The sequence below is a fragment of the Chlamydiales bacterium genome (assembly GCA_016185065.1).
In the GTDB taxonomy this organism is placed as follows: Bacteria; Chlamydiota; Chlamydiia; order Chlamydiales; family Rhabdochlamydiaceae.
In genome coordinates, this window is the sequence record JACPOL010000008.1 from 548,174 (window position 1) to 572,864 (window position 24,691).

General features: G+C 46.8%; 23 protein-coding genes. 15 read left to right on the top strand and 8 right to left on the bottom strand.

Annotated elements, in window-relative coordinates:
• Window positions 1-3 precede the first annotated feature (3 nt).
• From HYX48_06445 to HYX48_06490, 10 genes are read left to right on the top strand one after another with little or no spacing between them, the layout of a single operon-like run.
• Window positions 4-927 (top strand): glycosyltransferase family 25 protein, encoded by a 924-nt coding sequence (locus HYX48_06445; protein ID MBI2743538.1) that lies wholly within the window; start codon window positions 4-6, stop codon window positions 925-927.
• A 2-nt stretch (window positions 928-929) separates the two neighbouring features.
• The gene (locus tag HYX48_06450; protein ID MBI2743539.1) at window positions 930-1,625 is read left to right on the top strand and encodes a class I SAM-dependent methyltransferase; all 696 of its coding nucleotides are present in this window, start codon (window positions 930-932) and stop codon (window positions 1,623-1,625) included.
• Window positions 1,622-2,308, top strand: coding sequence for a class I SAM-dependent methyltransferase (locus tag HYX48_06455; protein MBI2743540.1), 687 nt, complete (start codon window positions 1,622-1,624; stop codon window positions 2,306-2,308). Before HYX48_06450 ends, HYX48_06455 begins: the two co-directional genes overlap by 4 nt.
• A gap of 8 nt (window positions 2,309-2,316) precedes the next feature.
• Window positions 2,317-3,087: a hypothetical protein gene (locus HYX48_06460; GenBank protein MBI2743541.1), complete on the top strand. Its 771-nt coding sequence runs from the start codon at window positions 2,317-2,319 to the stop codon at window positions 3,085-3,087.
• Between the two features lie 6 nt (window positions 3,088-3,093).
• Window positions 3,094-4,032, top strand: coding sequence for a glycosyltransferase family 25 protein (locus tag HYX48_06465; protein ID MBI2743542.1), 939 nt, complete (start codon window positions 3,094-3,096; stop codon window positions 4,030-4,032).
• 9 nt (window positions 4,033-4,041) lie between these two features.
• Window positions 4,042-4,827: a hypothetical protein gene (locus HYX48_06470; protein MBI2743543.1), complete on the top strand. Its 786-nt coding sequence runs from the start codon at window positions 4,042-4,044 to the stop codon at window positions 4,825-4,827.
• Window positions 4,811-5,611 (top strand): hypothetical protein, encoded by an 801-nt coding sequence (locus tag HYX48_06475; protein MBI2743544.1) that lies wholly within the window; start codon window positions 4,811-4,813, stop codon window positions 5,609-5,611. The genes HYX48_06470 and HYX48_06475 overlap by 17 nt, the downstream gene beginning before the upstream one ends.
• 3 nt (window positions 5,612-5,614) lie before the next feature.
• Window positions 5,615-7,774, top strand: a complete 2,160-nt coding sequence (locus HYX48_06480) for a hypothetical protein (GenBank protein ID MBI2743545.1) — start codon at window positions 5,615-5,617, stop codon at window positions 7,772-7,774.
• Window positions 7,775-7,782: 8 nt separating this feature from the next.
• On the top strand, window positions 7,783-8,322 hold the full coding sequence (locus HYX48_06485; GenBank protein MBI2743546.1) for a hypothetical protein: 540 nt from the start codon (window positions 7,783-7,785) through the stop codon (window positions 8,320-8,322).
• Window positions 8,228-8,812, top strand: coding sequence for a hypothetical protein (locus HYX48_06490; GenBank protein ID MBI2743547.1), 585 nt, complete (start codon window positions 8,228-8,230; stop codon window positions 8,810-8,812). The genes HYX48_06485 and HYX48_06490 overlap by 95 nt, the downstream gene beginning before the upstream one ends.
• Here HYX48_06490 and HYX48_06495 read toward each other — a convergent pair.
• From HYX48_06495 to HYX48_06505, 3 genes are read right to left on the bottom strand one after another with little or no spacing between them, the layout of a single operon-like run.
• A complete protein-coding gene (locus HYX48_06495; protein MBI2743548.1) occupies window positions 8,801-9,532 on the bottom strand; it encodes a hypothetical protein in 732 nt (243 codons plus the stop codon). The genes HYX48_06490 and HYX48_06495 overlap by 12 nt on opposite strands.
• 1 nt (window position 9,533) lies before the next feature.
• A complete protein-coding gene (locus HYX48_06500; protein MBI2743549.1) occupies window positions 9,534-10,469 on the bottom strand; it encodes a hypothetical protein in 936 nt (311 codons plus the stop codon).
• Window positions 10,466-11,302, bottom strand: a complete 837-nt coding sequence (locus HYX48_06505) for a putative sugar O-methyltransferase (GenBank protein MBI2743550.1) — start codon at window positions 11,300-11,302, stop codon at window positions 10,466-10,468. Before HYX48_06505 ends, HYX48_06500 begins: the two co-directional genes overlap by 4 nt.
• 176 nt (window positions 11,303-11,478) lie before the next feature.
• On the opposite strand from HYX48_06505, the gene HYX48_06510 reads away from it, so the two are divergent.
• From HYX48_06510 to HYX48_06520, 3 genes are read left to right on the top strand one after another with little or no spacing between them, the layout of a single operon-like run.
• On the top strand, window positions 11,479-12,438 hold the full coding sequence (locus HYX48_06510; GenBank protein ID MBI2743551.1) for a glycosyltransferase family 92 protein: 960 nt from the start codon (window positions 11,479-11,481) through the stop codon (window positions 12,436-12,438).
• Window positions 12,435-13,277 carry an alpha-1,2-fucosyltransferase gene (locus HYX48_06515; protein MBI2743552.1) on the top strand — a complete coding sequence of 281 codons (843 nt, stop codon included), beginning with the start codon at window positions 12,435-12,437 and terminating at the stop codon, window positions 13,275-13,277. The genes HYX48_06510 and HYX48_06515 overlap by 4 nt, the downstream gene beginning before the upstream one ends.
• On the top strand, window positions 13,270-13,983 hold the full coding sequence (locus tag HYX48_06520) for a hypothetical protein (protein ID MBI2743553.1): 714 nt from the start codon (window positions 13,270-13,272) through the stop codon (window positions 13,981-13,983). Before HYX48_06515 ends, HYX48_06520 begins: the two co-directional genes overlap by 8 nt.
• 147 nt (window positions 13,984-14,130) lie before the next feature.
• Here HYX48_06520 and HYX48_06525 read toward each other — a convergent pair whose 3' ends face one another.
• The 3 genes from HYX48_06525 to HYX48_06535 all read right to left on the bottom strand — a co-directional run bounded on the left by HYX48_06525 (window position 14,131) and on the right by HYX48_06535 (window position 19,490).
• Entirely contained in the window at window positions 14,131-15,294 is a 1,164-nt protein-coding gene (locus tag HYX48_06525) for a glycosyltransferase (GenBank protein MBI2743554.1), read from the bottom strand.
• An 80-nt stretch (window positions 15,295-15,374) separates the two neighbouring features.
• Complete coding sequence (locus HYX48_06530; protein ID MBI2743555.1) at window positions 15,375-18,215, bottom strand: autotransporter domain-containing protein; 2,841 nt, start codon at window positions 18,213-18,215, stop codon at window positions 15,375-15,377.
• An 81-nt stretch (window positions 18,216-18,296) separates the two neighbouring features.
• Entirely contained in the window at window positions 18,297-19,490 is a 1,194-nt protein-coding gene (locus tag HYX48_06535) for an autotransporter outer membrane beta-barrel domain-containing protein (protein MBI2743556.1), read from the bottom strand.
• A 196-nt stretch (window positions 19,491-19,686) separates the two neighbouring features.
• On the opposite strand from HYX48_06535, the gene HYX48_06540 reads away from it, so the two are divergent.
• Window positions 19,687-21,516, top strand: coding sequence for a hypothetical protein (locus HYX48_06540; protein MBI2743557.1), 1,830 nt, complete (start codon window positions 19,687-19,689; stop codon window positions 21,514-21,516).
• Here the strand turns inward: HYX48_06540 and HYX48_06545 are convergent.
• The gene (locus HYX48_06545) at window positions 21,513-22,187 is read right to left on the bottom strand and encodes a DNA alkylation repair protein (protein ID MBI2743558.1); all 675 of its coding nucleotides are present in this window, start codon (window positions 22,185-22,187) and stop codon (window positions 21,513-21,515) included. The two genes, HYX48_06540 and HYX48_06545, sit on opposite strands and share 4 nt — an antisense overlap.
• Before the next feature lie 12 nt (window positions 22,188-22,199).
• On the opposite strand from HYX48_06545, the gene HYX48_06550 reads away from it, so the two are divergent.
• A complete protein-coding gene (locus HYX48_06550) occupies window positions 22,200-22,589 on the top strand; it encodes a VOC family protein (protein ID MBI2743559.1) in 390 nt (129 codons plus the stop codon).
• Here HYX48_06550 and HYX48_06555 read toward each other — a convergent pair.
• On the bottom strand, window positions 22,586-24,592 hold the full coding sequence (locus tag HYX48_06555; GenBank protein MBI2743560.1) for an ankyrin repeat domain-containing protein: 2,007 nt from the start codon (window positions 24,590-24,592) through the stop codon (window positions 22,586-22,588). The genes HYX48_06550 and HYX48_06555 overlap by 4 nt on opposite strands.
• Between the last annotated feature and the right edge of the window lie 99 nt (window positions 24,593-24,691).

Sequence of the window (24,691 nt, forward strand, 5' to 3'; positions counted from 1 at the left end):
ACAATGATTCGCGCTCTTCTACTGCTTACCGCATTGAATTGCAGCGCCTTCTGTGGCGAGATTGAAGACTATTTCAAACCGATTTCGGATAAGTCTGGCTCGCACCAGATAAGAAATATCGATTTTATCTACATGATTAATCTCGATGAGCGTCCGGAAAAGCTGGCGAGCTGTCTAAAGCAGCTCACTCCTTATGGAATCGACCCCTACCGCTTTTCTGCTGTTAACGGCTGGGAGCTTTCACTCGAAGCGATCAATGATGTGGGAGTCAAGTATGAGCCCTGGATGTCAAGTGGACAAATGGGAACTTGTTACCTTCTTGAGAACAATAGAGAGCCGCAATATGAAATGGTCAGTACTCCGGGCAGGACCTATTTTGGCCACTTCTTATCCCCAGGAGCAATTGGCATTGTGCTCAGCCATCTTTCCATTCTTCAAGATGCCTACGACTCAGACTATGAGACGATCTGGGTGATGGAAGATGATATCGAAGTGATCCAAAATCCCCACCTCATCTCTGATCTTATTGAAAAACTGGATAACGTTGTGGGCAAAGATGGATGGGATATTCTCTTTACCGACCGAGATACCAAGAACACTGAAGGCGAGTATGTGATCTGCACCTCATATGCTTGGAGACCAAACTGCGTTCCTCCTAACCCAAATAAATTTGGTCAGAGACAAACTGTTAGCGAAGATTTTACAAAAGTAGGGGCACGTTATGGAGCCTATTCGATGATCGTCCGAAGATCAGGAATGAGAAAGCTGCTGCGCTTTTTTAAAAACTACCACGTCTACCTTCCTTTCGATATGGACTATACTCTGCCACCAGGCATTCGATTGTATTGTGTGAATAGTGACCTCGTATCTACAGAACCGAGAGCGCTCTCAGACAATGGCGTTCCAAATTACAGAAACAGGAGATAAACATGGATCAGGCACTGCCAGAAAATGGACAGCCCGCTTCGCACTTCGAATATGTTGCCAAAGTCAACAACCGCGATTCTAATGCAGAGATCAAGCTGCATGCACTGAGTTTAATGAACCAGATGGCAGGCTGGTGCTCTCCTCAGAAGGGGACCATCCTTGTTGACATGGTTCTTAAGACAAAGCCAAAAGTGATCGTTGAGATTGGTGTCTATGGAGGAAAGTCGGTAATCCCAATGGCATACGCCTTGAAAGTTCTTCGCGAGGGCAAGATCTATGGAATCGATCCTTGGAGTAACTTCGAATCGACACAGTGGGTGCAAAATGAAGAGAACAAGCACTTCTGGGCCTCTGTCGACCATGAGGCGATCATGCAAGGTCTCATCCAAAAAGTTGAACAGTTTGGGCTGCAAGAGCAAGTTGTTTTAATCAGAAACTCTTCTATGGAAGCTCCACCTATCGAAAACATCGATATCTTGCATATCGATGGCAACCACTCCGATGAGACCTCCTATTTTGATGTGCTTAAGTGGGTGCCTTATGTCAACAGCGGAGGCTGGATTATCTTCGACGATATGACCTGGTACGAAAACAATAAATACACAACAGCACGCGCAGTTGAGTGGCTAGATGAGCACTGCATAAAATTTGCAGAATTTAGCGACTCGTGCGTATGGGGAATTTGGGTGAAACCATGAAAAGATCAAAACTCGCATCATTAGCATTAATTTTCTTCTGCGCATCTTCGGCTCTTCATGCAGAGCGAACAGAAGAAGAGGTTAAACAGCAGGTCTGCAGCACCCTCCCCTCTTTACACGGCTGGTGCACTGTAGAAAAGGCGATAAGCTTTATCGACCTCGTCCTTGAAGTTAAGCCTGAGATCTGTGTTGAAGTCGGAGTGTTTGGCGGCTCATCTATATTTCCTGTAGCCTCTGCGCTCCAGTTTTTAGGAAAAGGCGTCGTAGTAGCAATCGATCCCTGGGATAAAGGTGAGACGATCAAAAATATGGATCCCGAAGCGGCAGCAGCTCACGTAAACTGGTGGAGCAAGGTGAACTTCGATCGCATCTACGCCTCATATCTCGGAATGGTGAAGATGTTCGGACTGGAAGAGCAGTGCATCACTATCCGCTCTACCTCTGAAAGAGCTGCTCCCATTCTTAACAAGATCGACATTCTGTATCTAGATGGCAACCACAGCGAAGCTGGCTTTACAAGAGATGTTCAGCTCTACCTGCCTAAAGTGCGCTCTGGTGGGTATATCTGGATTAACGACACTCTCTGGACAGAGGTGCAGCCTGCGATTGATCTTCTGATGGAAGAGTGCGACGCAGTCAAGCTGATCGATAATGGCAACTGTATTCTATTTAGGAAAAGATAGGTCTACACATGAAAAAATTTCTCCTCTCTCTTCTGTTTGTTACCACTACTCTTTCAGCAAGCGCTGAAGAGATCGATCTCAGCCTCTATGAGAGATCCTTTTTTAGCCAAAATGGCGAAGATGGGGTTCTCGCTAAGCTATTTCAACTCATCAAGCCAAACTCGCGCTTCTGCGTAGAGCTCGGGGCCTATGATGGAATTACAGGGAGCAACACCTACCTTCTCAGAAGACAGGGCTGGGACTGTCTTTTAATAGATAGAACCTTTGAAATCCCCGAATATAAGCAGAGAAAGGAGTTCATCACTGCCGAGAACATCAATGATCTGATGCGAAAGTATGGGGTTCCCTTCGATCTAGATCTGATCTCCATCGATATCGACTATAACGACTTCTATATCTGGAACGCCTTAGATGAGCATTACAGACCTGCTGTTGTCGTAATCGAGTATAACGGCTACCACCTGCCAGATCAGGACAAGATCGTCAAATACCGCCCCTTTTTTACAGGAGGTGGGGACAACTACTTTGGCGCTAGTATTCTCGCTCTTTACAATTTGGGAAGATCTAAAGGCTACTCCCTGGTTTATGCAGAGAGCGCAGGGGTTAACCTATTCTTCGTCCGCGACGATATTTTAGAAGAGAAGAACCTCTTCTTCAAGAACGTCAACGACGTGGAGAAGCTCTACCGGAAGCCTACCTATGGAAATGGGCCGAATGGTGGACATAGACAAGATCAGAAAAATCGCGAGTATGTGCCTTCCACAAAATTTATTAAATAGAGCCGTATGAAAAGATCTCACTCCTCCTTCTTGGTCGCCTTGATGCTTACATCCTCACTTGTTTGTGCGGATCTACAGGAGCATCTGAAGAAACCTCTGGGCAAAGAGGAGGGAGTCCATGAGATGCGCAATATCGACTTCATCTACATGATCAACATGGATCAGAGGCCAGAAAAGTGGAGGATGTCGCTGAACCAGCTAGTTCCATTCGGAATTGTCCCCTACCGTTTTTCTGCTGTGAACGGGTGGGAGCTGAGCCTTGATACGATTAACGATGTGGGCCTTAAGTTCTCTCCAGAAATGGAGGGAAACTTCATGGCTACGAGCTACCTTCCGATTGGCGACTACATGCCCGTCCACGATAACCTTTGCAAATATGGCCAGACCTACTTTTGCCACTGCATGGCAAGGGGAACAATTGGAATCGCTTTAAGTCACATCTCGATTCTTCAGGACGCATACGATTCGGGATATGAGACGATCTGGGTGATGGAAGATGACATTGAAGTGAGACGCGACCCGCGGATTCTCTCCGATCTAATCGATAGGCTTGATGCGCAGGTGGGAAAAGAGAACTGGGATGTGCTCTTTACAGACCGAGATCTGCGCGACGCGAATGGGAACTATGCCACGACCTGGTGGGCCGCAAGACGCCCAGACTACGCCCTCTTCTCGCAGAGCAATAACTATGCGCTAAAAGCGAGCGTAAGCTCCGACTTCTACAAGATCGGCGCACGCTATGGGGCCCACTCGATGATCGTCCGCAGAAGCGGAATGAAAAAACTGCTTCAGTTCTTCCATGCCCATCAGATCTTTCTTCCCTACGACATGGACTACATCCTTCCACGTGGAATTAATCTCTATGCAGTTTGGGACGATGTCGTCTCCAACCTACCAAAAGCGCTTTCGGATAATGGTGGCCCCTTCTACTTAGATAAAAAATAGGTAAATATTGTGAGAAAACTAGTTTCTGTATTTTTGCTGGTTTGTGGAGGAGTTTTTGCAGCTCCAGCAGAGATTAAAACAGCAGACGAGATCACCTATGACCGTCTTGTGAAGATGGGTGATGATTCGGGATCTACAGATCACGTCCTTCATTTTAAAAAGCTCTTCAAAGAGCTAGATGTCCGCACCTTCTTGGAGTTTGGAGTAAGCTACGCTTCGAAGTACTTCCTCGACTCTTGCGACGACGTTATTACAGTGGAGTTTATCACCTACGGCTATGGTCCTGAGCGGATTAAAAACTTTCTTAAGCTCTATGAAAACTACGAGAACTGGATGCCGGTCATCTTCTTCACGGGCTACCAGGGAGACATGGGTTGGGCTCCCTACAAGCACAGAGGGACTGAGGGTGTTTATAAAGCGACCTCCTACCAGTCGGCCACACACCAGAGCTACGCGGTTTTTGATAGTTTTTACCAGACGGAGCTCAATCTTTTTATTCTAAAATTAACACAGACAAATCCGATAGATGTCGCCTTCATCAATGAAGGGATTATCATCCGTGGAGATCTCGTTCAACTTCTGTTTGGGAAAGTCCCCGTGATCTTCGCACACGACACCTCATGTCGCGCTGCAGGAAATACAGAAGATGTCTATGGATACTCGCGCATTAGAGTGCCTGAAGATTATGAAGAGATCTACTTCCCTCACGGCAGTGGAACTACCGCTTGGATCGTTAAGAAAGAGCCATTCAAAAACCTCATACTCTCTCTAAAAAAATATGCTAAAGGTCTTTAGAAAATTTTCTCTTTTCTCTCTTCTCATTGGAAGCAGCGCGCTATCTGCTGGAGAGCCAACTGAAATCGATCCCGCCTGGCTTGCTAAGATTGGGGATAGAGCAGAGTACATCGACTACACGCACCACTTTCAGAGGCTCTTTAAAAAATTGAAGGTGAGAACCTTCCTTGAATTCGGGGTCGGTTTTGCGACGAAGAGTTTTCTAGACTCTTGCAATAAGGTGATCTCAGTTGAATTCATCACTAACGGCTACGGCCCAGAAGGAATGAAAAACTTTCTGGAACACTACAAGGGCTACTCTAACTGGATTCCTCTCGCCTTTTTTACCGGTTATATCGGAGATACCAGCTGGGCGCCCTACAAGCATCAGGGCTCGGAGAGCGTCTACAAGGCGAACTCTTATCAAGCCGCTACTCATAAAAATTATGCGCCCATCGACGACTTCTATTTAGTCGAGCTGAATGCCTTTATTCTCAACCTGATGCGCTCTAATCATATCGATGCGGCTTTTGTAGATAGCGGCAGCTATATTAGAGGAGATCTTGTTCAGCTACTGCTTGGGAAAGTCCCCGTTGTCTTGGCGTGCAATACGCACTGCAGACTAACAGGCGAAAAGGATGACATCTACGGGTATGGCCGGATTCAGACCCCTGACAACTATGAAGAGATCTACATCCCAAAAGGAGCCGGCACAACCGCTTGGGTAAGCCGCAGTCCAGAGTATAAAGAGATCGCTCAAGACTTAAAAAAATATGCACTCGAATGTACCAGAAATCGAAAATGACCTATGTCTAAAAAAATTTCCTATCTGCTGCTTATCTTCTCTCTTGTTTTTCAACCTCACCTTAGATCCGACATCCCCTCTCAACCTGAAAAAAAGATCTGCCTGACGATGGTCGTAAAAGATGATGAGGCGGTGATTGAGCACTGTTTAAATAGCGTCAAAGATATCGTCGACTGCATTTCGATCTGCGATCTAGGATCCACCGATGAGACTCTTAGGATCGTCGAGGACTTTCTGCTTGAAACGGGTATTCCAGGCACGATTCACAAAGGAAAGCAGCGCAACATAGCACATGACAAGACTCTCTCGATAAAAGCTGCGCAGAAGGTGGTTAAGACTCTTGGTTTTCCGTTAGGGAGCACCTACCTTTTGGATCTCAATGCAGACATGAAGCTGAATCTAGGATCCGGCTTTAAAAAAGAGGCTCTAAAAGAAGACGCATATCTCCTACTTGAAAAGTCTTCTACTCTCTCGGTTTGCAGTTTTAATGCCCATCTCTTGCGCGCTTCGCTTGTTTGGGAGAGTATCGGCGCTGTGCACGGATATTGGGATCATAAGGGAAGCTATAAGAGTGAAAAATTACATACTCTATCGATAGAAGACCATGGCTCGCCTGCTTACAAAGCAGAAAGGCTCCAGCGTGAGCTGGCCCTCCTCGTTCGAGGCATACAGGATGAACCCGACAACCTCCACTACCAGTTCTATCTCGCACAAACACACAAAGCCTTGAAACATTACGAAGACGCAATAGGCTGGTATAAAATGCGCTTGAACGGGTCTGAAATGTTCGACGAGGCCTGGTGTTCAAGGTATATGATCGGCGAGTGCTATCAGGAGATGGGACAGTGGGAGCCCGCCCTCTTCTGGTACCTAGATGCATTTAGGTACAACCCCGGGCGTGCCGACTCTCTGCTTAAAGTAGCAAATTACTATCGCCATAAGGGTCAGAACGATCTGGCCTATCTCTTCGCAAAGCATGGAGCTCGCATTCCAAGACACGATTTCCAACTCTCTGGCTGGCCCCCCTTCTCAGACTACCAGCTAGCTGAGGAGATCTCGATCGCAGCCTACTATACGCGATTTAAAGAAGAGGGCGGCGATGCAGCAAACGATCTCATACTAAAGAAAAATGCACCATGGCAGAGCAAAGACCAGGCCTATAGGAACCTCCTCTTCTATATTCAGAACATTCCCCATGCGCGCTTCCAACCTATTGTTATCGAAAGACCTCTTATTCAGAAGGGATCTGATGAGCGCTACTATCCCATGAACCCCTCTATTCGAAAGACAGAAGCGGGATATGAGGTTATCTGCAGAACAGTGAACTACACTCAAGTGGGAGCAAAAGAGTTCAATACGATCGATGAGACCGGCATCTTTAAAACGAGAAACTTTCTTGCGCGCTACGATAGAGATCTAAAGCTCCTCTCGCAGGATGAGATTATCGAGAATCTACCTCGTGAACGCATACACAGTTTCAATATCGAAGGAATGGATGACTGCCGCATCTTTGGATATAACCAGGCCTCCTGGTTTACCTGCACAACTTCGGATACAAATCCTGCTGGAAACTTTCAAATCTCTCTCTGCAAGTTAGCTGATCGTGCTGAGAAAGGTGTCATTCAAGTCGAAAAGCTTCTTCCTCTAAAGGGACCCGACCCTTACAGATGTGAAAAGAACTGGCTCCCCTTCATCAAGAATGGCGAACTGCTGCTCATCTACTCCTATGACCCCTTCATCATCTACAAGCCCGATTTGGAGAGTGGAGAGTGCAAAACTGTTGTGAGTGAAGAGTACGCCAGTGATTTTGGCCGTTTCAGAGGATCTGCGGCACCGATAGAATTCGACGATGGATACCTAATGCTCACGCATGAAGTTATCCTGACGGCCGACTACCACCGCTGCTATCTGCACCGCTTCCTCTATCTCGACAAAAACTTGAAAGTTAAAAAGCTCTCGAAGCTCTTTACATTCTTGCATAATGGCGTCGAGTTCTGCTGCAGCATGTCGTTAAATCACACCGCAACAGAACTTCTCTTAGCCGTGGGAATCGAAGACCGCGAAGCCTATCTCTGCTCCCTTAATCTGGAAAGTATCAGATCGATGCTCTATCCGATAGCAGAGGGTGGCGGAGCCACTTTTTTTAAACACACTCAGAATTAATTAAATTTATGAATTTCACTCTTCTCTTAACAGTTTTCTCGCTCTTCTGCTCTGCCGCGCATGCACTCCTTCCTCTAGAGCACATCTCAGAAAAACAGAAGATCGTTGTAGCGACAAAAAAGATCGAACTAGAAAACTACCCAAATGCCTTTAACCCCTCAATTTTTGAAGTGGAAGATGGGTATCTGATGAGCTTCAGGCACTGCCCAGACCTCGAATCGAGGCCCTGGCTCGCCTATATTGGAGTCGTCCTTCTAGACCGCTCTTTTGAACCCATCTCCCGTCCTGAGATCCTCACTACACGCCCCTTGTACAGCAAGACCATCTCTCAGTCTGAAGATGCACGGATCTTCTCCTACAGAAACAGGATCTTTCTCGTATTCAACGACGGCACAGAAAAAGTAAATCCAACCTATGGCGACCGGCGCGACATGTATATCGCCGAGCTAAAGTATGAAAAAAGCAGACTCTCTCTCTCTTCCTCTCAAACTCATCCACACAGAAAAATACAATCAGCAATTTTGGCAAAAAAATTGGACCCCTTTTGAGTGGAATAAGACCCTGCTTTTCAGCTATATGATCAATCCCCATGAGATCATCTACCCAAATCTAAAAAGTGGAGAGTGCTACCGCATATACGAGACCGAAGCTCCAATCACTTGGGAGTTTGGGACCCTCCGAGGAAGCACCCCAGCCATGTTAGTGGATGGTGAGTATCTCGCCTTCTTCCACTCCGGCATCCTTGCCCACTCAGACGTCTCATGGGGCGAAGAGTGCTGGCACTACTTCATGGGGGCATACACCTTTTCAGCGTCTCCTCCCTTTGGACTCACCCAGATCACAACGCTTCCGATTGTCGGCAAGGATTTCTACACAAAATCCAACCATTTAAAAAGGGTGATCTTTCCAGGAGGATTTGTCACATCAGGCTCCCACATCCACGTGGCCTACGGCAAAGACGATTGCGAGATGTGGATCGCAACACTCGACAAAGAAGCCCTAAAAAAAGCTCTCGTACCTCTAAAGCTAGGGAAATAAGTTGGGAGAGAGAAGTTCGGTTAAAATTCGCTCGTAACTTTTTCGCTTATGATACGAAGAAATTCTGTACTCGATAACCCTGTCGATTCCTGATATTGGAGCAGCAAGCGATCTATCATAATTCACCACAACAAGAACAAAGTTGAGATTGGGAAAATATCGAGCTAATGCATCTCTTAAAGCCTCAGCCTCTTTCGCATCGATTTTACCCATTCTTTCATCTCCATAATCATGAAAAGGAAAGCGGTGGTAATCAAAGGCGGACCGCATAAAAATCACTTTTCCAGGATAATTTTTTAGTGCTCTGAACCTAGCAATTCTTCGCTGGTACTTGTCATAAATCTCATTCGAGATCTTCCCGCTTCCTGGATCGAAAAACTGGCCGTCATGTTTAAACTCGATCGTATAACGAGTATTGATAACTTCAGATTTTTTTAAACATAGATAGTTGGGAGATAAGTAGTGCTCAAAATCTTCATCGAGGAGCTCGACAACTCTGTCGATAATAAAGGAAAAGTTCCAGTCAAAGGGAAAAGCTGCGCTTCGCAAATTTGCGGCTCTAAGCTGCAGTGCAATCATGCAATCGCAACCTAATGTGACGACAATAGGATCTGCACTATGTAAAAGATCACCCTCCTCATTATAAATATCGGCGTATGAAGTTGCGCTCCCAAACACGAGCGTCATTACACCAACGATCCAGCAGATCAAAAATCGCATACTACCGACCAGTTGCTAGCGCAGCTTTTTTAATGGTTTCACTGAAGTGTTCAGAGGAGAAGAGATGCGCCTTCTCGCTCGCAAGGTACTTTCGAATGTTGCTCAGATAACGCTCATAGACCTCTTCTGGCATCGTTTTGATAAAGCTGTAGAGCTCCTCGTTGTCCCGGAAGTCGCGGTAGTCGATAAGGCACTCTTTAGGGATATATTTTTCTACGTTCGGTGCCCCTAAGTAGATCGGAATACATCCTGCTGCGAAGCAAGCAAAAATTTTCTCTGTGATGTAGCCGTTGATAAATGAGTTCTCAAAGCATACGCAGAAGCGAAACTGCTTCATTACTTCAAACTTCGTCTGGCTAAGAGGATGACCTGGAATGCCTCCACGATATCTATCGCTAAGAGTGATCGGATTTAGCCCATAAAATTCAAACTCATCTTCGGGTTTGGTCTCGAAAAATCTGACCATATCAACGCGCTCCTTCGTGCTGCTATGAGCGACCATCACACAGAGTCTCTTCTGATCGAAGGTTGGAAGATCGGAGCACATGGGAGTTAAGACAGGGTAGAAGAATTTGAAGTATTTCACTCCATCCACAAGATTATCATTGTAGGTATAAACCCGCGAAAAGAAGTTGCAATAGGTTGGAGAGACACCCCCGGGTTCCCAAATAAAAAGAACCAACTTCTTTTTTGGCAGACTTGCTACTTCGGAAACAGACCAGAAATTATTCATAAGAAAAATTTTCTTCACGTCTGGCGAGTAGGTCGAATAGATATATCTGCTAAACGGCATGTAGCAAGAGAGCGTATCAAACCCCGTCGTCTCAGCAATTTGAGACCCAGGACAGAGCTCATCTAGTGTAAAATTTGCAAGAATGTCTATTTTATCTGCATTAATCGTGGAAGAGAAGAGCAGAAAGCATAACAAAACCCTCATCGCGTCTTATCCCAGATGATAACGAGATTGTCGACATCGGTAAGCACAGGTTCGCTGTAGATTCTTGCCTGGACGCCATTCTTTCTTAACAGATTGATAAACTCTGCGGGAGAGAGGGAGTCGAGCCTATAGACTCTTTCTGCGATCTGGTTATAGATGAGATATCCACGATCTGCCTTTTTGATCACTCGTTCAAAATAGTCGAGCTGAGTTTGGCGATCGCACTCGGAAAAGGCGTAGTTGCTGATGAAAAGATCGATCTTCTCCTCATTGATATTGGCCTGGATTGGCATACAGATCACATGAGAAACTGAGAGGGAGCGCATCATCTTTTCAACGAGGGGTGTAACCTCGGGAAGGTCATAGATGTAATAGCTCGAGAACTTTTGGAGCTGAGAGAGGATGAAGCACTGCCCGCCGAAGCCTCCTCCAATCTCCACTGCTGTTGCATTCTCGGGCAGAGAGAAGAACTTTTGCATCTGGTCTGCAATCGCAATGTAGCGCAGAGTTGTCCCAGAAAAACTCCCAATTCCTGGATAGAAGTTAACTGCAGGATTTCCGAACTCTTCTAATCTTTGAAATGCCGGCATCTTTTCCAGAACTTCTTTCGAACCATTCTGAAGAAGATGTGTCGCAAAATCTCCTCCTGCACCTACTTCTAAAACGTGCGCATAATCTGAAAGAGAGCGAAAGTTTTGAAAGACGTAGCCATCTTGAACAGCTTTAAGACAGGTCTCCCGATAGATTCTATCTGCACCTGTGATGCTCTCTCCTGCTGAGAGAAGTGTAAAAAAAGAGCTGAGTACTAGCGCTGCGAGTGATCGATTGAACATGTTATTTTTACCTCTTGAACGGCCCCTCGCCGCAATCCCGGCTCCTTCAGGGCCGGGTCTAGGCGGGATTCATTTTCTCTTTTATCCTTAGCCGAAGAGAATCTCCTTTCTTTAGGAAGGAGTTCTTTAATACGGAACAAATTGACAAAAAAAAATTTCTTCGTCAATTTTTATCCATGAAATCACTATTTCTTTCTCTTCTTCTCTTCATTTTCGGAAATTCTACCTGTTTTTCCTCCACGTACGAACTCTCAATTGCTGCAATTTTTCGCGACGAGGGGCCCTATCTAAAAGAGTGGATCGAATACCACAAAATGGTCGGTGTTGAGCACTTCTGGATGTATAACGATTCGAGCAGAGACAACTGGGAAGAGGTACTCAAGCCCTACATTGAAGAGGGGCTTGTCGAAATCATCAACTGGCCGATTCCGACTCCCCTCGACTTTATCCACTATCAGCGCATGGCGTATCGCGATGCACTTGGAAGAAGTAGCGGCATTACAACGTGGCTTGCTCTTATCGATATCGATGAGTTTCTCCTGCCAAAAGAAGAGAAAACCGTAACGGAGTGTCTATCCAAACACTTCTCTCATGCTTCAGGCGTCTACATCAACTGGAACGTCTTCGGGACTGGCAAGGTCTATCTGGAAGAGGATGAGCCTATCCTCTTTAAACTCACTGCATGTGCAGAGAGGTGGCATCCGCGAAATGCTGTGGGAAAGAGCATCGTAAAACCAGACCGCGTCCAGTATTCGGATGTCAATGACATCTGGAATATCCACCACTACACTCTTCTAGGAGAGGATCAATATTTGAATGGAGACGGAGAGCCGATAAGGCATAAAGAGATCTACTTAGATAACGTTGATTATTATGTTCATGACTTAATTATCGATCGCTTTGTTTGTGACAGGTTCATACGCATCAACCACTATACCATGAGAGACGAGAACTTCTTCCACGAGATCCGCCTCCCGAGAAATAAGAGCTTTGGCATCGAAGAGCGCGATATCTGGCAGCATTATCACGAGTTCAATAAAGAGCATGATAACACTATCAAGCACTTTATCCGGACAAACTACCCTGAGATCTGCGAGACGTTCTGGAAACAAGCGCCTCTCTCTGGAGAACCATGAAGCTTAAGCTTATCGCAGCTGCCCTCCTATGCATTTCTAGCTTTTGCAGAGCGGAAGAAGAGAAGGGCTTCGTCATTGCCAATATCTATGGACAACTAGGAAATAACCTCTTCCAAGTGGCCGCTGCAAGCGCCCTCGCATGGGATAATGGAGTTGATCCCTACTTTCCTAGCTTCAGATCCTCCTCTCCTGTCTACCAGCGCGTCTTCTTCAGAGTGAATCGAAGGCCTCCACACCAGAATATCTCTTTTGAATGGAATGAGCCGAGTTATGCCTACACTCCTATCCCCTATCAGCCCAACATGCGGATGATCGGGTATTTTCAGTCGGAAAAGTACTTTGCTCACCACAGGGAGCGCCTCCTGGAGCTCTTTGCTCCTCATCCAGACGATCTTGCTTATATGAAGCAGAAGTACCAGTGGCTCTTTGAGCATCCAAACACTGTGGGCGTGCAGCTCCGCTATTACAAGTTTGAATTTCCTACAGAAGATCTCTATCCCCAGTATGGGAGAGACTACTTGGAAAAGGCGATGGCCGTATTTCCTAAATCCGCACTATTTGTGGTGAGCAGCAATAACTTGGATTTCGCAAAGAAGAGCATCCCTCACTGGGTGAAAAATGTGGTTTTTATTGAAAATGAGCCACACTACATCGACTTCTATCTCTTGAGCTTTTGTAAACATAATATCATCACCAACTCGAGCTTTGGCTGGTGGAGCGCCTGGCTAAATCAGAACCCGAACAAGATCGTCATATGCCCCAGCCTCTGGATTAAGGGTTTTCCAACACAAGATGCGTGTCCCAAAGAGTGGTTCGACATCGAAGCGAAATATGAGTAGTTGGATTCTCTTTTCTATTTTTCTTATCACAACTATCTCAGCTAACGCTCTGCAGCAGCCTCTATTTGTCAGTTTGGGTTCCCACTGCCGGCCCGTACTGATGTTGCAAGAATGCGGATTGAGAAAGGCAGCTTTCCCCTTCGACTGGATCTGCTCCGTCGATGGAGAGAGGCTCCTTGAAATCATAGAGGAGGATTTTCTCGTTTTTCTAAATGAGAAGTATCTTGTTGTTTACGAGATCGGTGGAGGCCCGCTCTTGCACAACTACTACCACCTCGAATTCTTGCATGAGGGAGACTGGAGAGAGGGGCGCTACGCTGCAAACCTAGAAAAGATGAGATCCAAATATCAGAGAAGGATCGAGAGATTTAGAAGCCTAAGTGATTATAAAGGAAAGGTCTTCTTCATCAGACAGGCATCTACCTATTCTCTCGAAGATCCCCACCGCTTTTTCAAGTTCACTCATACCCTTGAAATCGATGAGGACTTTTCTCTTAAACTCTATCAGACACTTAAGAAGCGTTTTCCAAAGCTAGATTTCGGCCTAATCATCATAAATCACCAGTATGAAAATGAAGAGGTCTTCTTAGAAAAGCAGCTGACTCAGGACATCTACATGATTAGAACAAATCCCACCCTGGAACTCAGCCAAATGGGCTCTGCCTTCTCCCGATTCTTCCAAAAACACTTTTTACTCTTTGATTGAGCGAAGCGAAATCCCTGGAGTGCGGTGCTCTGCACCGCCCTGGGTTTTTCTTAAGCAGAATCGCCAGTGAAACCTTAAAAAATTAAGGCGGTGCAGAGCACCGCACTCCAGGGACCTCTCTTCGTTCGGTCAAAGAAAGAAAATCTCTTACTCTGCTTTGGCTGTCTTCTTTTCGCGGAGCTTCTCAACGGGAAAGACGCGGTTTGCTTTAGCCTGCTTGCGCAGCTCGGCGGGCAGGTTTGATATCTTCAGAAGCTTGTCGCAGAGGTCTATCGACTCTTGATAGTTGCCAACATAATATGAGCAGATCGACTTCTGAAAGAGAAGGCCGTAATCCTCGATCCAATTCTCATTGAAGAGAGCGTCGCGCTGCTCTGGCCTTGGGATGAAATCACAGAGCCTGAGATACTCATATGCAGATTTATAGTCGCCCTGATCGCAATAGAGCTGAACGAGATAGTAGATCGGCTCCATCCGGTGCGGACGATAGGCGTGCGCCTGTTTATAAGCCTCAATGGCAAGGTGGGGTGAAAGGCCGATGTCTCTCATCAAGTGCGCGATCTGAAGCTTTGACCAGAAGATCTCCTCTTCCCAACCTCCCATGTTTACTCTCTTCTGGTAGCATTCAAGAGCCTTCCCCTTCTCTCCAGCGTCTCTATAGCTCTCTGCCAAATAGAAAGCATAGCGGCTATTCCATGGCTCCTTTTTCAGGCCATCTTCTAGGAGCTGCACGTTCTTGAGAAATTTCTTAGGATCACTGGAGCGTGCTCCTCCATCTCCCGAAACGTATCTGATATCTTTCAGAACGTCAGTTACGTGAGGAAAATCTCCGCCCAGATACTCGTGGGTAACTCCAACCCATTTCCAGGGCAGATCCCCCTTCACAAGTTGAGGCTTTAAATAGGAGAACTCTTTGGATCCCCTCCACATGTCATAGATTTCGTGCTTAAGTTCTGGAAACTTGAATCCTCTTTTATACTCCAGAGTGTCATCTGCATCCATGAACAGGATGTAGTCCCCCTTCCCTCTTGCCAGATCGTAGGCCTCGCTGCGACTCTCTCCAAAGTTCTTCCATGGCCTCTCGTGAAGCTCTCCAGGAATGCCCTTCATATGCTTTCGAATGATCTCTTGCGTCCCATCCGTCGACCCAGTGTCTACAATCACCCAGTAGTCGATCAGAGGCTTTACCGAGTCTAGGCAGCGGGTAATCACCTTGCTCTCATCTTTGACGATCATGTTTAGGCAGATCTTCTGCTTTGCATCCAACCCAGCGATGAGAAGCAATAAAACTACACATAGTCTTTTGAACATGAGAAAGCCTCCTGAAAAATAATAAATTTAAGCAGGAGGCCGAAATTGCGCAAGCCCTCTTCCACAAAGAGGGCTCATGATTAGAAGGCGTAGGAGAGCTGGGCGTTGACGTTCTGATCCCAGTAGTCTTCCTGGATTTCAGCGTCGTATCGCAGATTGGCGATAAGCCGCTTATCCAAGAAGAGCCCAGAGAGTCCAAGCGCTGGGCTAAAGAGAGAGCGGTTGGGCTTCATTCCCGACACGGTAAATGAGTCGCCTGCATCTTTGAACTTCACACTGTAGTGCTTGCCTTTGAAGCGAACTTCTCTTATCCAGCTAAGCTTAAGATCTGGAATCAGGCTCCACTTCTGATAGGCGAAGCATCTTGCAATACCAAGCCCCAGCTCGTTCCTCACCATATTCGAGGTTTTCGACTTAAGCTTGAGATTAAAGCCTGAAGCTCCGTTTTCCGAGAAGCCCCTCTCGTGTACATAGATGTAGTCTAGAGAGTCAAAGGGTCTGAATTCTATCCCTTTAAAGCCAAAGAGAAAGCCCCCCTCGATATGCGCATCATACTCGACGCCATTATGATTGTTCTTTGCTTTGCGATGAAAGTTTGAAAAGTCAATTTTTCTGAAAGCCTCATAGTGGCTAAAGCCGCCGAGAAGAGAAGCATTGGCATAGGCAAAACTATTAAACCAGGCTGTATAGAGATCGGCATAGTAGCTGCTGATGCTTCCGTTACCTCGCGACGCTTTCCAGTCGATATCCGTGTAGGTGTACGCTGCGCTTGCACCCACAAAGAAGTTATTCAAGCAGCCATAGTCGACTCCTGTGACTAGTCCAGCAGTGTTTGCGTTAAAGCCCACCTGTTTCTGAATCGCCTGCTGCTTGGCGAAATCGCCAAACAGATCGCCCCAGAAGCTAACTCGTTTTACTGGGTCGCATGTCCGTGTGCACTTGGTGAGATAGAGCTCTTGCATCCTGCTCGAAATGGCTTGCGTCACACGTGTGTTGTTATTCTCTTGAGAGAGCGCAAGCGCATTCAGAAGCGCGGGGCGCATCTGATCGAGAGCCTCTCTGAGATCTACACCATTTAAAACTTGAAGAGCGCCGATCACGCTGGAGAGATCGGAACCAAAAGGAAGATTTAACTCATCGAGAACAGCGGTAATCTCTGGAGCATCCCCCATAGGATCCATCTCCGCAAAATGAAAGCGAGCGAGTGCGAGCTGCACCTCGTTCGGCAGGTAGTTCACCTCGGTAATATAACCTGGAAGAAGTCCCGTTACTGTCGAAAAATGGGTTGCGTCGGTGAATCCATTTGTCGCGGTGATGATTGGGTAGACCGTATCTGGATGGTAGATCACTCCCTGTTCAAAAATAAGAGATAGTTCAGCTCCATTTTCAATCGTCACTATCCCTGTACCCAGTGCGTTTGTCGCTGCAACTTTAGAAGCAGTTGTCTCCCCAACCTCTATCATTGTTATGGATCCTGCTGCTGCGTCATAGGAGCCCACAGAGAGCGTTCCAATCGAATTCCCTGGTGAGACGACTCCTCGGTTTACAACCGGCCCATGAGCTGCGCCCGTGCCTGATAGAACGCCGCCACTCTTCACGGAAAAATTGCCGCCAAGCGCTCCATTCAGAGCAAGCTTTCCTCCATCGACTGTAACCTCTCCAGAAAATGTTGGATTATTTCCGGTGACATTCAATCGACCGCCGCCGACTACCGTTAGATTTCCGGGTCCAACAAAGGGCCCAGCAACCGTCGTGCTGCTTCCACTGCCTCCTACTTGGAGATTAAAATTCTGAAAGTCAACGCTGCCAGTGGCATCACTTGCAAGTGATCCGAGTGTACTATTCTGATCGATGCGGAGTCTTCCAGTGGAGTTCACAACAAAACTGCCGCCTGTTGCGCCTCCGAGATTTCCAGCAAGCGCAAGCGTTCCGTCGTTGATAGTAACGGTTCCTTCGAAAGAGGGGTTATTTCCTGTGATATTCAGGACTCCTGTCCCCACCTTTGTTAAATTCCCGCCATTGAGAACCCCCGCTAGCGTCGCATCGCTGTTATCGCTCCCTGTTTGGAGCGTGCGGTGCGCAAACTGAATGCTGCTCGTAGCATCTGAGTTAATCGAACCAAATCTATTGTTTTGCAGAATCTGCAAGCTAGCATTTGAATTGAGATTAATAGAGGAGCTGCCTCCAGATGCCGATTGAAGAAACTGGACCAGACAGTTATTCCCGCTTAGAGTCAGCGTCGCATCACCGGCAGTTGAATTTTCAAGAAATTGGATGAAGTTATTCTGAGAACCCGAACTTGTCGTGACATTGATCTCGGAGCTCCCCGCAGAGGAGCTATCTCCGAAGATGATCTGCCCGGCATTTACGCTGTTAAAACGCGCCTCTCCTGCAGACGCAGTTCCATGAAAGCTCACGACTCCCGAATTGCTCAAATCAAAAGTGGCTTTGCCAGCATGGCTCGCATCTGTGAATTGAATATCCCCGCTCTGAATCACGTAGTCTACAATCCCGGCTGCAGAAGAGTCTGCAGAGGCGCTATTGCTAAAAAAGATCTGCCCCCCACTAGGAACGGTAAATCTTTGAAGGACAGCTCCGGGATCTGAAGTCACCCCAGCTTGAGAAAAGCGTAGCGACGCGTGCGCTCCCACCAGAGAGAACTGGTAAGATGGCGCGCTGCTTGTAAAGTGAAACTCTCCAACGGGGAGATTGAGTGTTGTTGTCGGATTTGTAATCGATGAGGTTGAAAAGACAACCTGATCCGATGCTCCTGGAACAACTCCTGTAGCCCAGTTGCTGCTGCTATCTAATACTCCGTTTACAGGTAGCGATTTCCAGTTGATTTGGGCAGCTTCAGTGGGGAAATACACACCGAGCAGTGCAAGCGTCGCAATGCTAAGTGTCAGCGATCTTCTGTTCATTAATAGCTCTCCTAATTTTTCAATAAAAATAACCGTTGAAAAAGCAAATGCCTTCTCAATCCTTCAAAAAAACTAAAGTTTTTAAAACGCGAAAGAGACCTGCAGATTGATATTCTGGTCCCAATAGTGCTCTTGAAACTCACCGTTGTAACGAACGGTAGCTGCGAGTCTCTCTTGCAAAAACAGGCCTGTGAGACCTGCTCCTGTGCCCAGTAGGCTTCGAATGGGTTTCATCCCATTTACTCCGAATGAGACATCTGTATCATCGAATTCTGCTCTTGTGCGGCCACCACCAAAACGCACCTCGCGAATCCAGCTGAGCTTCACGTCAGGAGCTAGGCTCCATCTGTTAAAGGTAAAGCACGTTGCGGCTCCAAGACCTAATTCATTGCGCAGTAGTGTTGATGTCTTTGCCTTTACATCGAGATTTAAACTCCGAGCTCCTTTTTCGGAGAAGCTCCCCTCGTGGACGTAGATATATTCAAGTGTATCGAAGGGTCGGAGATCTAACCCCTTTAACGGAAAGAAGATTCCAGCCTCTATGCGAGCATCGAACTCTCCCCCATTGTGCTGGTTTTTTGCCCTTCGATCTACCCCTGTGAACTCAATTTTGCGCGAAGCTCTATAGTGGTTGTATGCCCCGATAAATGAGGCGTCAGCGTAGGCGAGCTCGTTAAACCAGGTTGAGTAGATACCACCGTAATAGCTACTGATGTGTCCGCTTCCTGCAGAGCTTCTGAAATCTACATCGCTACATGTGTAGGCCAGGTTTGCGCCTACAAAAAAATTGCTCAGGCAGCCGTAGTCCATCCCCACAAGGCCTCCGCCTGTGCTTGTATGGAATCCAGTCTGACTCTGAATGCTCTCTTGTTTAGCCAGATCTCCAAAGAGATCTCCCCAAAAAGCGATCCTTTTATTGGGACTGCAATCACGCGTGCAGTCTGTGAGGTAGAGCTTCTCCATCCGCTTGTCTACCGCTGAAGAGACGCGAATGCTGTTATTCTCTTGTGAAAGTGCCATCGCGTTGAAAAGAGAGGGCTGCATCTGATTTAGCGCAACTTTTAGCCCGGCATTGCTCAGCCCATTTAATATCCCCACGATATTTCCTAGATCGGTTCCGGCTGCGGGATTAATCTCATCTAAAGTTCTTGCCACCACTTCCGCGTTTCCGCCAGAGACGCGAGGAGCCAGCAGCGCCTCAACAGAGAGATTGGTTCCCAAGAAAATCAGTGTTCCAAGGCTTAACGTTGTCGATCTAAATATCCCATTTTTCATGCGCAACCTCTTTCAAAGCGTAAAAAAACTTTTTATTTCCTACAGCTTTTTACTGCAAGTCTATTTTTTACTGCATATTTATTAAATTTTTAAATTAAATCCATATTTTTTAATTTAGTTAATTTAATTTTCTATATTGTTTGTTTTTATCAACAAACATTAGTATTGGTTTTCAAAAACATTCTGGATAAAAAAAATGTCAACAACTCCAACTCGACCTCTTCAACTGCAATTCCTTACGCCTCTCAGCTCTCTACAGATCATCGATGATCAAAATTTTCCTCCCGACTCTTCAAAGCAGGATGCTCCTACCTTTTTTGTTGATCGTAGAACGCTCTTTAAAGCCAAAAAAGAGGAGACAAAGTCTCAGGAGGAACCAGATGCTGCGCCGAGGCAGCTCATGGCCAAAGCCCTCTTTCCGGATGAGAAGCCTCTGGTACAGAGAGCTTTTAGCCGTGTCATCTCACGCACCCCTGTGCAAAATGCCTCTTCTCCGACCTACTCCCCATTTTCCAGCAGGTCTACCTCCCCTCTCTTTTCCCCCCAAAGTTCCTCAGAAAGCACTCCCTCAAGAGGATCTTCCCCAGAAAGGGAGGGCGCTGCATCTCCATCTAGCTTTGCACTCTCTTTAGAGTCGAGCCCCATAGGTCGAGAGAAAACTTCGCTGACTGACGTAGAAAATAGAGGGATTGTCGATAGAGTCCTGGCTCAGAAATATGAAGCCGCTATCGATTACATAGAGAAATTGCCTCGCCTGGCTCAAAGAGTCTATGCTCACTCTGCAGCTCTGCTCCACATCCATAACGCATTAAAAACATCTTCCGCTGCTGTAATTGAGGTTGCAACAAAGTCTGTGAGCGCCGAAGACCTCTTAAACTGGCCTCTTCTTCTATCCGACCATTACGCAAAAAACATGAATTGGGATAAAGCATTTAAAGCTCTTAAAAGCGCCAGACTCCACGCACCTGCTAGCGCCCAATGGAAGGTCGATCTCCAGCACGCAGCTCTTCTCACTTTGAAAGGAGCCCCTTTTTCAGAGATCTCTCCGCTTCTCTCAAAAATCACACAAAGTAGAGATGTGCCTATCAACCAGCAAGCGGTGTGCATTGCAGGAACTTCTGCTCTTTACGAGCTACACGGGCGGACGGATCAAGCTAAGCAGCATCTTCGAGGGTTTGTTCCTCAAGTAAAAACCGCGCGGTCTATCCGACAGCAGCTCTGGGTTGTAAAAAAACAGCTCATCCTCTTTCTCGCATGCGAAGGCTTAAATGAAGAGGCGCTAAAGACCGTGGCTTTGTGTCAGAAAGATCACATGAATGAGGGAGCGTATTGGGCTCTTCTCTCCCAACTTCTACAAGGGGAGAGGCCCAATGAAAATCTGCAGCTCTGCCAGATTCTTAAACTCGTGGAGAGTCCAGAGAATTTTCTAAGTAAGTCTGGAGAGCTTCTCTGCGAATATGCACGTTATTTAATGAATCCAACAAAAACAAGGCCTGCTGCGGATAGCCCCTATTTTATTCCGTATGATTTAGCTCTCGCAGAGAAAGTTTTAAGAAGAGCGATTAGTTTGACACCACAATACGGAGATAGCTACATCGAGCTTCTCCGGCTATTGAAAATAAGAAGGAAGGAAGAGCTAGCTAAGTCGGCAGCCCAAGATACCACTCTCTTCTCAAACGATATCGCTGAAATTAGGTTTAACCTGCAAATTGAGGAGTTAAGGAAGCAGTTCATTAGGAAACAACCGCGTTATGGCCTACTCTACTCTCAGTGCATCGGATCAAGTTTCTGCTCGAAAGATGAGATCTGGAATGCTGCATCCGTAGCGATAGACGCTCATATGAAGTTCTTAAAAGCTGCGTCTACAGATGAGGCTTGCACTTTTGATGCTCAAAGCAGCGCGTTCGGAATCCGGCTAAACAATCTTGGCCAACAGATTAAAAACGGCAAATTTTCAATTGTGACGTTGAAGCAGATGACCTTCTTAAACTCTCAAGTCAGCCTTTATCCCGACCCCATCCTCTAACAGGATAGATACTTAGAGCCTTCGCGGATGCTGAGAGGACTGAGGAGCGTGCTAGATTCTTTGATAAATATTGAGACCTGTTTGGGCTCCGTCTTGGAATACTCGCGAAGAGCCCATCCGATCGCCTTTCTCATGAAGAACTCCTTCTCATGCATTGTCTTTTTGCAGTAGCCAAAGAGCCGCGTGGTGTCGGTCTCCTTCTTCCATCTTAACTGAAAAATTAGAGCTGTGCGTCGAATCCAGAGATAGGGATCTTCTATCCAAGCGTCCATCCGCAAAGCGAGCTCAAGATGCGCCTTTACAAGAGGCCCCACTAGATTCGCGGCGAGATCATCAACAGTGTCCCACCAGGACTTTTCTCGAATCATCTTTTCAACGAGATCAAGCGTCTTGAGGCTCCAGAATTTTTTATACCGCTTTCCAAGTGCTATCGCCGTATACTGAAACTCCCTCTCATCTCGTTGCCAGAGAAGCGCAAGAGTGCGCTCAAGCTCTTCCGAATCTCTCATTTTGATCTCTGCAAAAATCTTCTTCTCGATTAGCGCGCGCTGCGGTTTTGGAATTCCCCAAAAAGGGAATAAGTTGCGAAGATAGGCGGACTGTTTTTTAGCGCTCTGGGGATCTGCAGCTGCTGCAAAGGCTCTCTCTAGCTCAGAAATTAATTTAGACATAGGTTCACAATGATTAGTTTTTCTCACATGATATTCTACGTGAAAGAGGTGCAGAGCACCATCGATTTTTATGCGCGCGCATTTGGCATTAAAACGAGATTTCTTCATGAGAGCGGCGCCTATGCCGAGCTCGAGACGGGCGCGACATCAATCGCCTTTGCAGCGGAAGAGCTTGCAGAGAGCAACCTTCCAGAAGGGTGCCTTAAACACGACCCTAAAAAACGACCATTTGCATGCGAAATTACCTTCACTGCAGATAACGTTGAAAAAGCATATGAGAAGGCTGTGAAGGCAGGTGCTGCGCCGCTTGCCCCTCCAAAAGAGAAGCCCTGGGGACAGACAGTCGGCTACGTCCGCGATCCGAATGGGATTCTCATCGAGATCGCCAGTAAGCTACACTAGTAGGCAGGAACCATCTGCTCTACTACGCTCACGAGGGCGCCTTCAAGCCCGTTTCTGAGCCTTGAAAGGCCAGAACGGATAGAGGCGGAAGCCTTCTGCCTAAATGTGCGCGTTTCTGGATCGAAGAGCCTCTCTTTGATGAGCGGATAGCTAGCAAGAGATACTGGGTTGCGTTTCAGATCGCTCATGATCTTTGCCCATGCGGTCTTTACTAGGTAGGTGTCAACAGTGCTCTCTTCTGTATGAGCGGCAAGGTAGGCTTCGAGATAGTCTAATCTCTTCTTCAGCGTGATCTCATGCGTTGTCTTCATCACTGCAGCAAGAGTTTCGGGCTCAAGCGATTTGCGGTAGTTACCCACGGTTCCAAGAAGTGCGAGTGCAGCGGGAATCGTCCCTTCGGCTGAGGCCTGAGGACAGTTTCCCACCTCTTGTGAGGGCAGAGCCACCTCTTTACTGAGTTCAAGACAGAGCTTATCGCGCACAATCTCTCCGTCTGAAGATGGCGAGAGCGCTTTAGGCAGATCCTGGTAGTAGAGCTTTACTCCTTTTTTTACGGAGCCCGTCTCTTTCATTTTCACGATGTTTGCAAGAAGCTTCTGATTCATCAATCTATTATCAATCTTGTAAAACTCAGCCGTGCTATGATCCTCGCTTCCCTCACCTCGATTTATCACTGCAAGATACCCCTTGTAAAAAACCAGAGAGATGGCGTGACCGTGCCATCCTGCAGGAATGATCACAAGCTCTCCGCGCTGGATATGGGCTGTTGTTGTAACTGGATTTAAGGTGCGATGCGAAGCCCTTGAAAAAGCCCGCGAAACCTCTTTGAGCGAAATACGCGCATCGATCTCAGCTGTTCTTAATGTCTCTGCGAAATCGTGAAAGAAGATCTGAGAAAACCAGGCTTCATAGGCGATGCTTGCACCTGCGCGATTACCAATAGAATTGGATAGAGCAACTCTCTTTGCATAGAGAGCTTGAGCATCTTTTTCAGATTTCAAATACTTCTGGTATTGAGGATGCTTTGCAATCACCTTGTTTAACTCACCTGTAGCAGACCCAAGCTCAGGACGGGCGCCGCTTTTAATCAGGTACTGAATCACCTCATCGTTCTTTTCGACACCGCAGGCTGCAGAAAAGGCAGTGTGAGCCTCTTTTGCACGGGTGAACCCTTCATTGACGTCCGCACCCGCTTCCACAAGAAGCTTTACCATCTTTAAATTCCCGTTCATGCAGGCCAGGAGCAGAGGAGGAAAGGGCTGATGCTCCTTTTCAGAAATACCAAGACTCGGGTCCGCACCGCTTGCGAGCAGCACCCTGACTATCGACGTGTAGTTGCATTTGCAGGCTACGCTCAGCGCCGTCCGTCCTAGAATGGGATCTACTTCATTTACTTTAACACCATGCTTTATCAGAATTGGAATGATCTCATCCTCACCATTTTCTACGCATAATATGAGAGGGGTCTCTCCCGTTCCTGTACTCAAGTTTGTATCGGCGCCAAAAGAGGTAAAGAGTTCAACCGCTTCAACCCAGCCCATTTCACAGGCGTGCATCAGAGGTGTCTTTTTAAAACCGTCTCGCTGATCCACTAACGCTCCGCGTTGAAGAAGAAGACTCACAAGCTTTAAAGAGGCTCTTCGCTGATCACAAGTCGATTTTCTATTAATTCCATAGACCACGTAGTGAAGCGGAGAGAGGCCCTGGGCATCTAAGGCGTTTACCATCGATCTGCCGAAGTCTGTGCTGAGCAGCATTCTCACGCGCTCTATATCGCCTTTATCACAAGCCGTGTGGAGCTCAGTTACGCCCGCTATTGCTTCAGGAGGGTCGAAAGTAAAGACTGAACCCTGTGTATTTTTTGCTACGGGAGTTGCATCGAGCGCTCTCTGGGCAGCATCTGAAGCCTTGTCTGCCAGAAGCTCGGCCTCGGTCTTTGTTTTAATTGGCGTTAAAGAGAGACCTGGCTCAATTAGGGTCTCTTGCTTAATAAAACCTGTCATAATCACACATCCTTCGTTATTTAAAATTAATTATATCATATAAACTAATTATTTTAAACATTTTTTAAACAAATAATTTGACCATATCATTCTTATTAT

What these genes read in the sequence shown, in the direction of transcription:
- HYX48_06505 (MBI2743550.1), bottom strand. Translation starts at nt 11,302, where the DNA reads ATGTTCAATCGATCACTCGCAGCGCTAGTACTCAGCTCTTTTTTTACA.
- HYX48_06535 (MBI2743556.1), bottom strand. Translation starts at nt 19,490, where the DNA reads ATGAAAAATGGGATATTTAGATCGACAACGTTAAGCCTTGGAACACTG.
- HYX48_06450 (MBI2743539.1), top strand. Translation starts at nt 930, where the DNA reads ATGGATCAGGCACTGCCAGAAAATGGACAGCCCGCTTCGCACTTCGAA.
- HYX48_06530 (MBI2743555.1), bottom strand. Translation starts at nt 18,215, where the DNA reads ATGAACAGAAGATCGCTGACACTTAGCATTGCGACGCTTGCACTGCTC.
- HYX48_06445 (MBI2743538.1), top strand. Translation starts at nt 4, where the DNA reads ATGATTCGCGCTCTTCTACTGCTTACCGCATTGAATTGCAGCGCCTTC.
- HYX48_06465 (MBI2743542.1), top strand. Translation starts at nt 3,094, where the DNA reads ATGAAAAGATCTCACTCCTCCTTCTTGGTCGCCTTGATGCTTACATCC.
- HYX48_06455 (MBI2743540.1), top strand. Translation starts at nt 1,622, where the DNA reads ATGAAAAGATCAAAACTCGCATCATTAGCATTAATTTTCTTCTGCGCA.
- HYX48_06500 (MBI2743549.1), bottom strand. Translation starts at nt 10,469, where the DNA reads ATGAGGGTTTTGTTATGCTTTCTGCTCTTCTCTTCCACGATTAATGCA.
- HYX48_06520 (MBI2743553.1), top strand. Translation starts at nt 13,270, where the DNA reads ATGAGTAGTTGGATTCTCTTTTCTATTTTTCTTATCACAACTATCTCA.
- HYX48_06460 (MBI2743541.1), top strand. Translation starts at nt 2,317, where the DNA reads ATGAAAAAATTTCTCCTCTCTCTTCTGTTTGTTACCACTACTCTTTCA.
- HYX48_06525 (MBI2743554.1), bottom strand. Translation starts at nt 15,294, where the DNA reads ATGTTCAAAAGACTATGTGTAGTTTTATTGCTTCTCATCGCTGGGTTG.
- HYX48_06490 (MBI2743547.1), top strand. Translation starts at nt 8,228, where the DNA reads ATGAAAAAAGCAGACTCTCTCTCTCTTCCTCTCAAACTCATCCACACA.
- HYX48_06495 (MBI2743548.1), bottom strand. Translation starts at nt 9,532, where the DNA reads ATGCGATTTTTGATCTGCTGGATCGTTGGTGTAATGACGCTCGTGTTT.
- HYX48_06480 (MBI2743545.1), top strand. Translation starts at nt 5,615, where the DNA reads ATGTCTAAAAAAATTTCCTATCTGCTGCTTATCTTCTCTCTTGTTTTT.
- HYX48_06485 (MBI2743546.1), top strand. Translation starts at nt 7,783, where the DNA reads ATGAATTTCACTCTTCTCTTAACAGTTTTCTCGCTCTTCTGCTCTGCC.
- HYX48_06545 (MBI2743558.1), bottom strand. Translation starts at nt 22,187, where the DNA reads ATGTCTAAATTAATTTCTGAGCTAGAGAGAGCCTTTGCAGCAGCTGCA.
- HYX48_06515 (MBI2743552.1), top strand. Translation starts at nt 12,435, where the DNA reads ATGAAGCTTAAGCTTATCGCAGCTGCCCTCCTATGCATTTCTAGCTTT.
- HYX48_06555 (MBI2743560.1), bottom strand. Translation starts at nt 24,592, where the DNA reads ATGACAGGTTTTATTAAGCAAGAGACCCTAATTGAGCCAGGTCTCTCT.
- HYX48_06510 (MBI2743551.1), top strand. Translation starts at nt 11,479, where the DNA reads ATGAAATCACTATTTCTTTCTCTTCTTCTCTTCATTTTCGGAAATTCT.
- HYX48_06540 (MBI2743557.1), top strand. Translation starts at nt 19,687, where the DNA reads ATGTCAACAACTCCAACTCGACCTCTTCAACTGCAATTCCTTACGCCT.
- HYX48_06475 (MBI2743544.1), top strand. Translation starts at nt 4,811, where the DNA reads ATGCTAAAGGTCTTTAGAAAATTTTCTCTTTTCTCTCTTCTCATTGGA.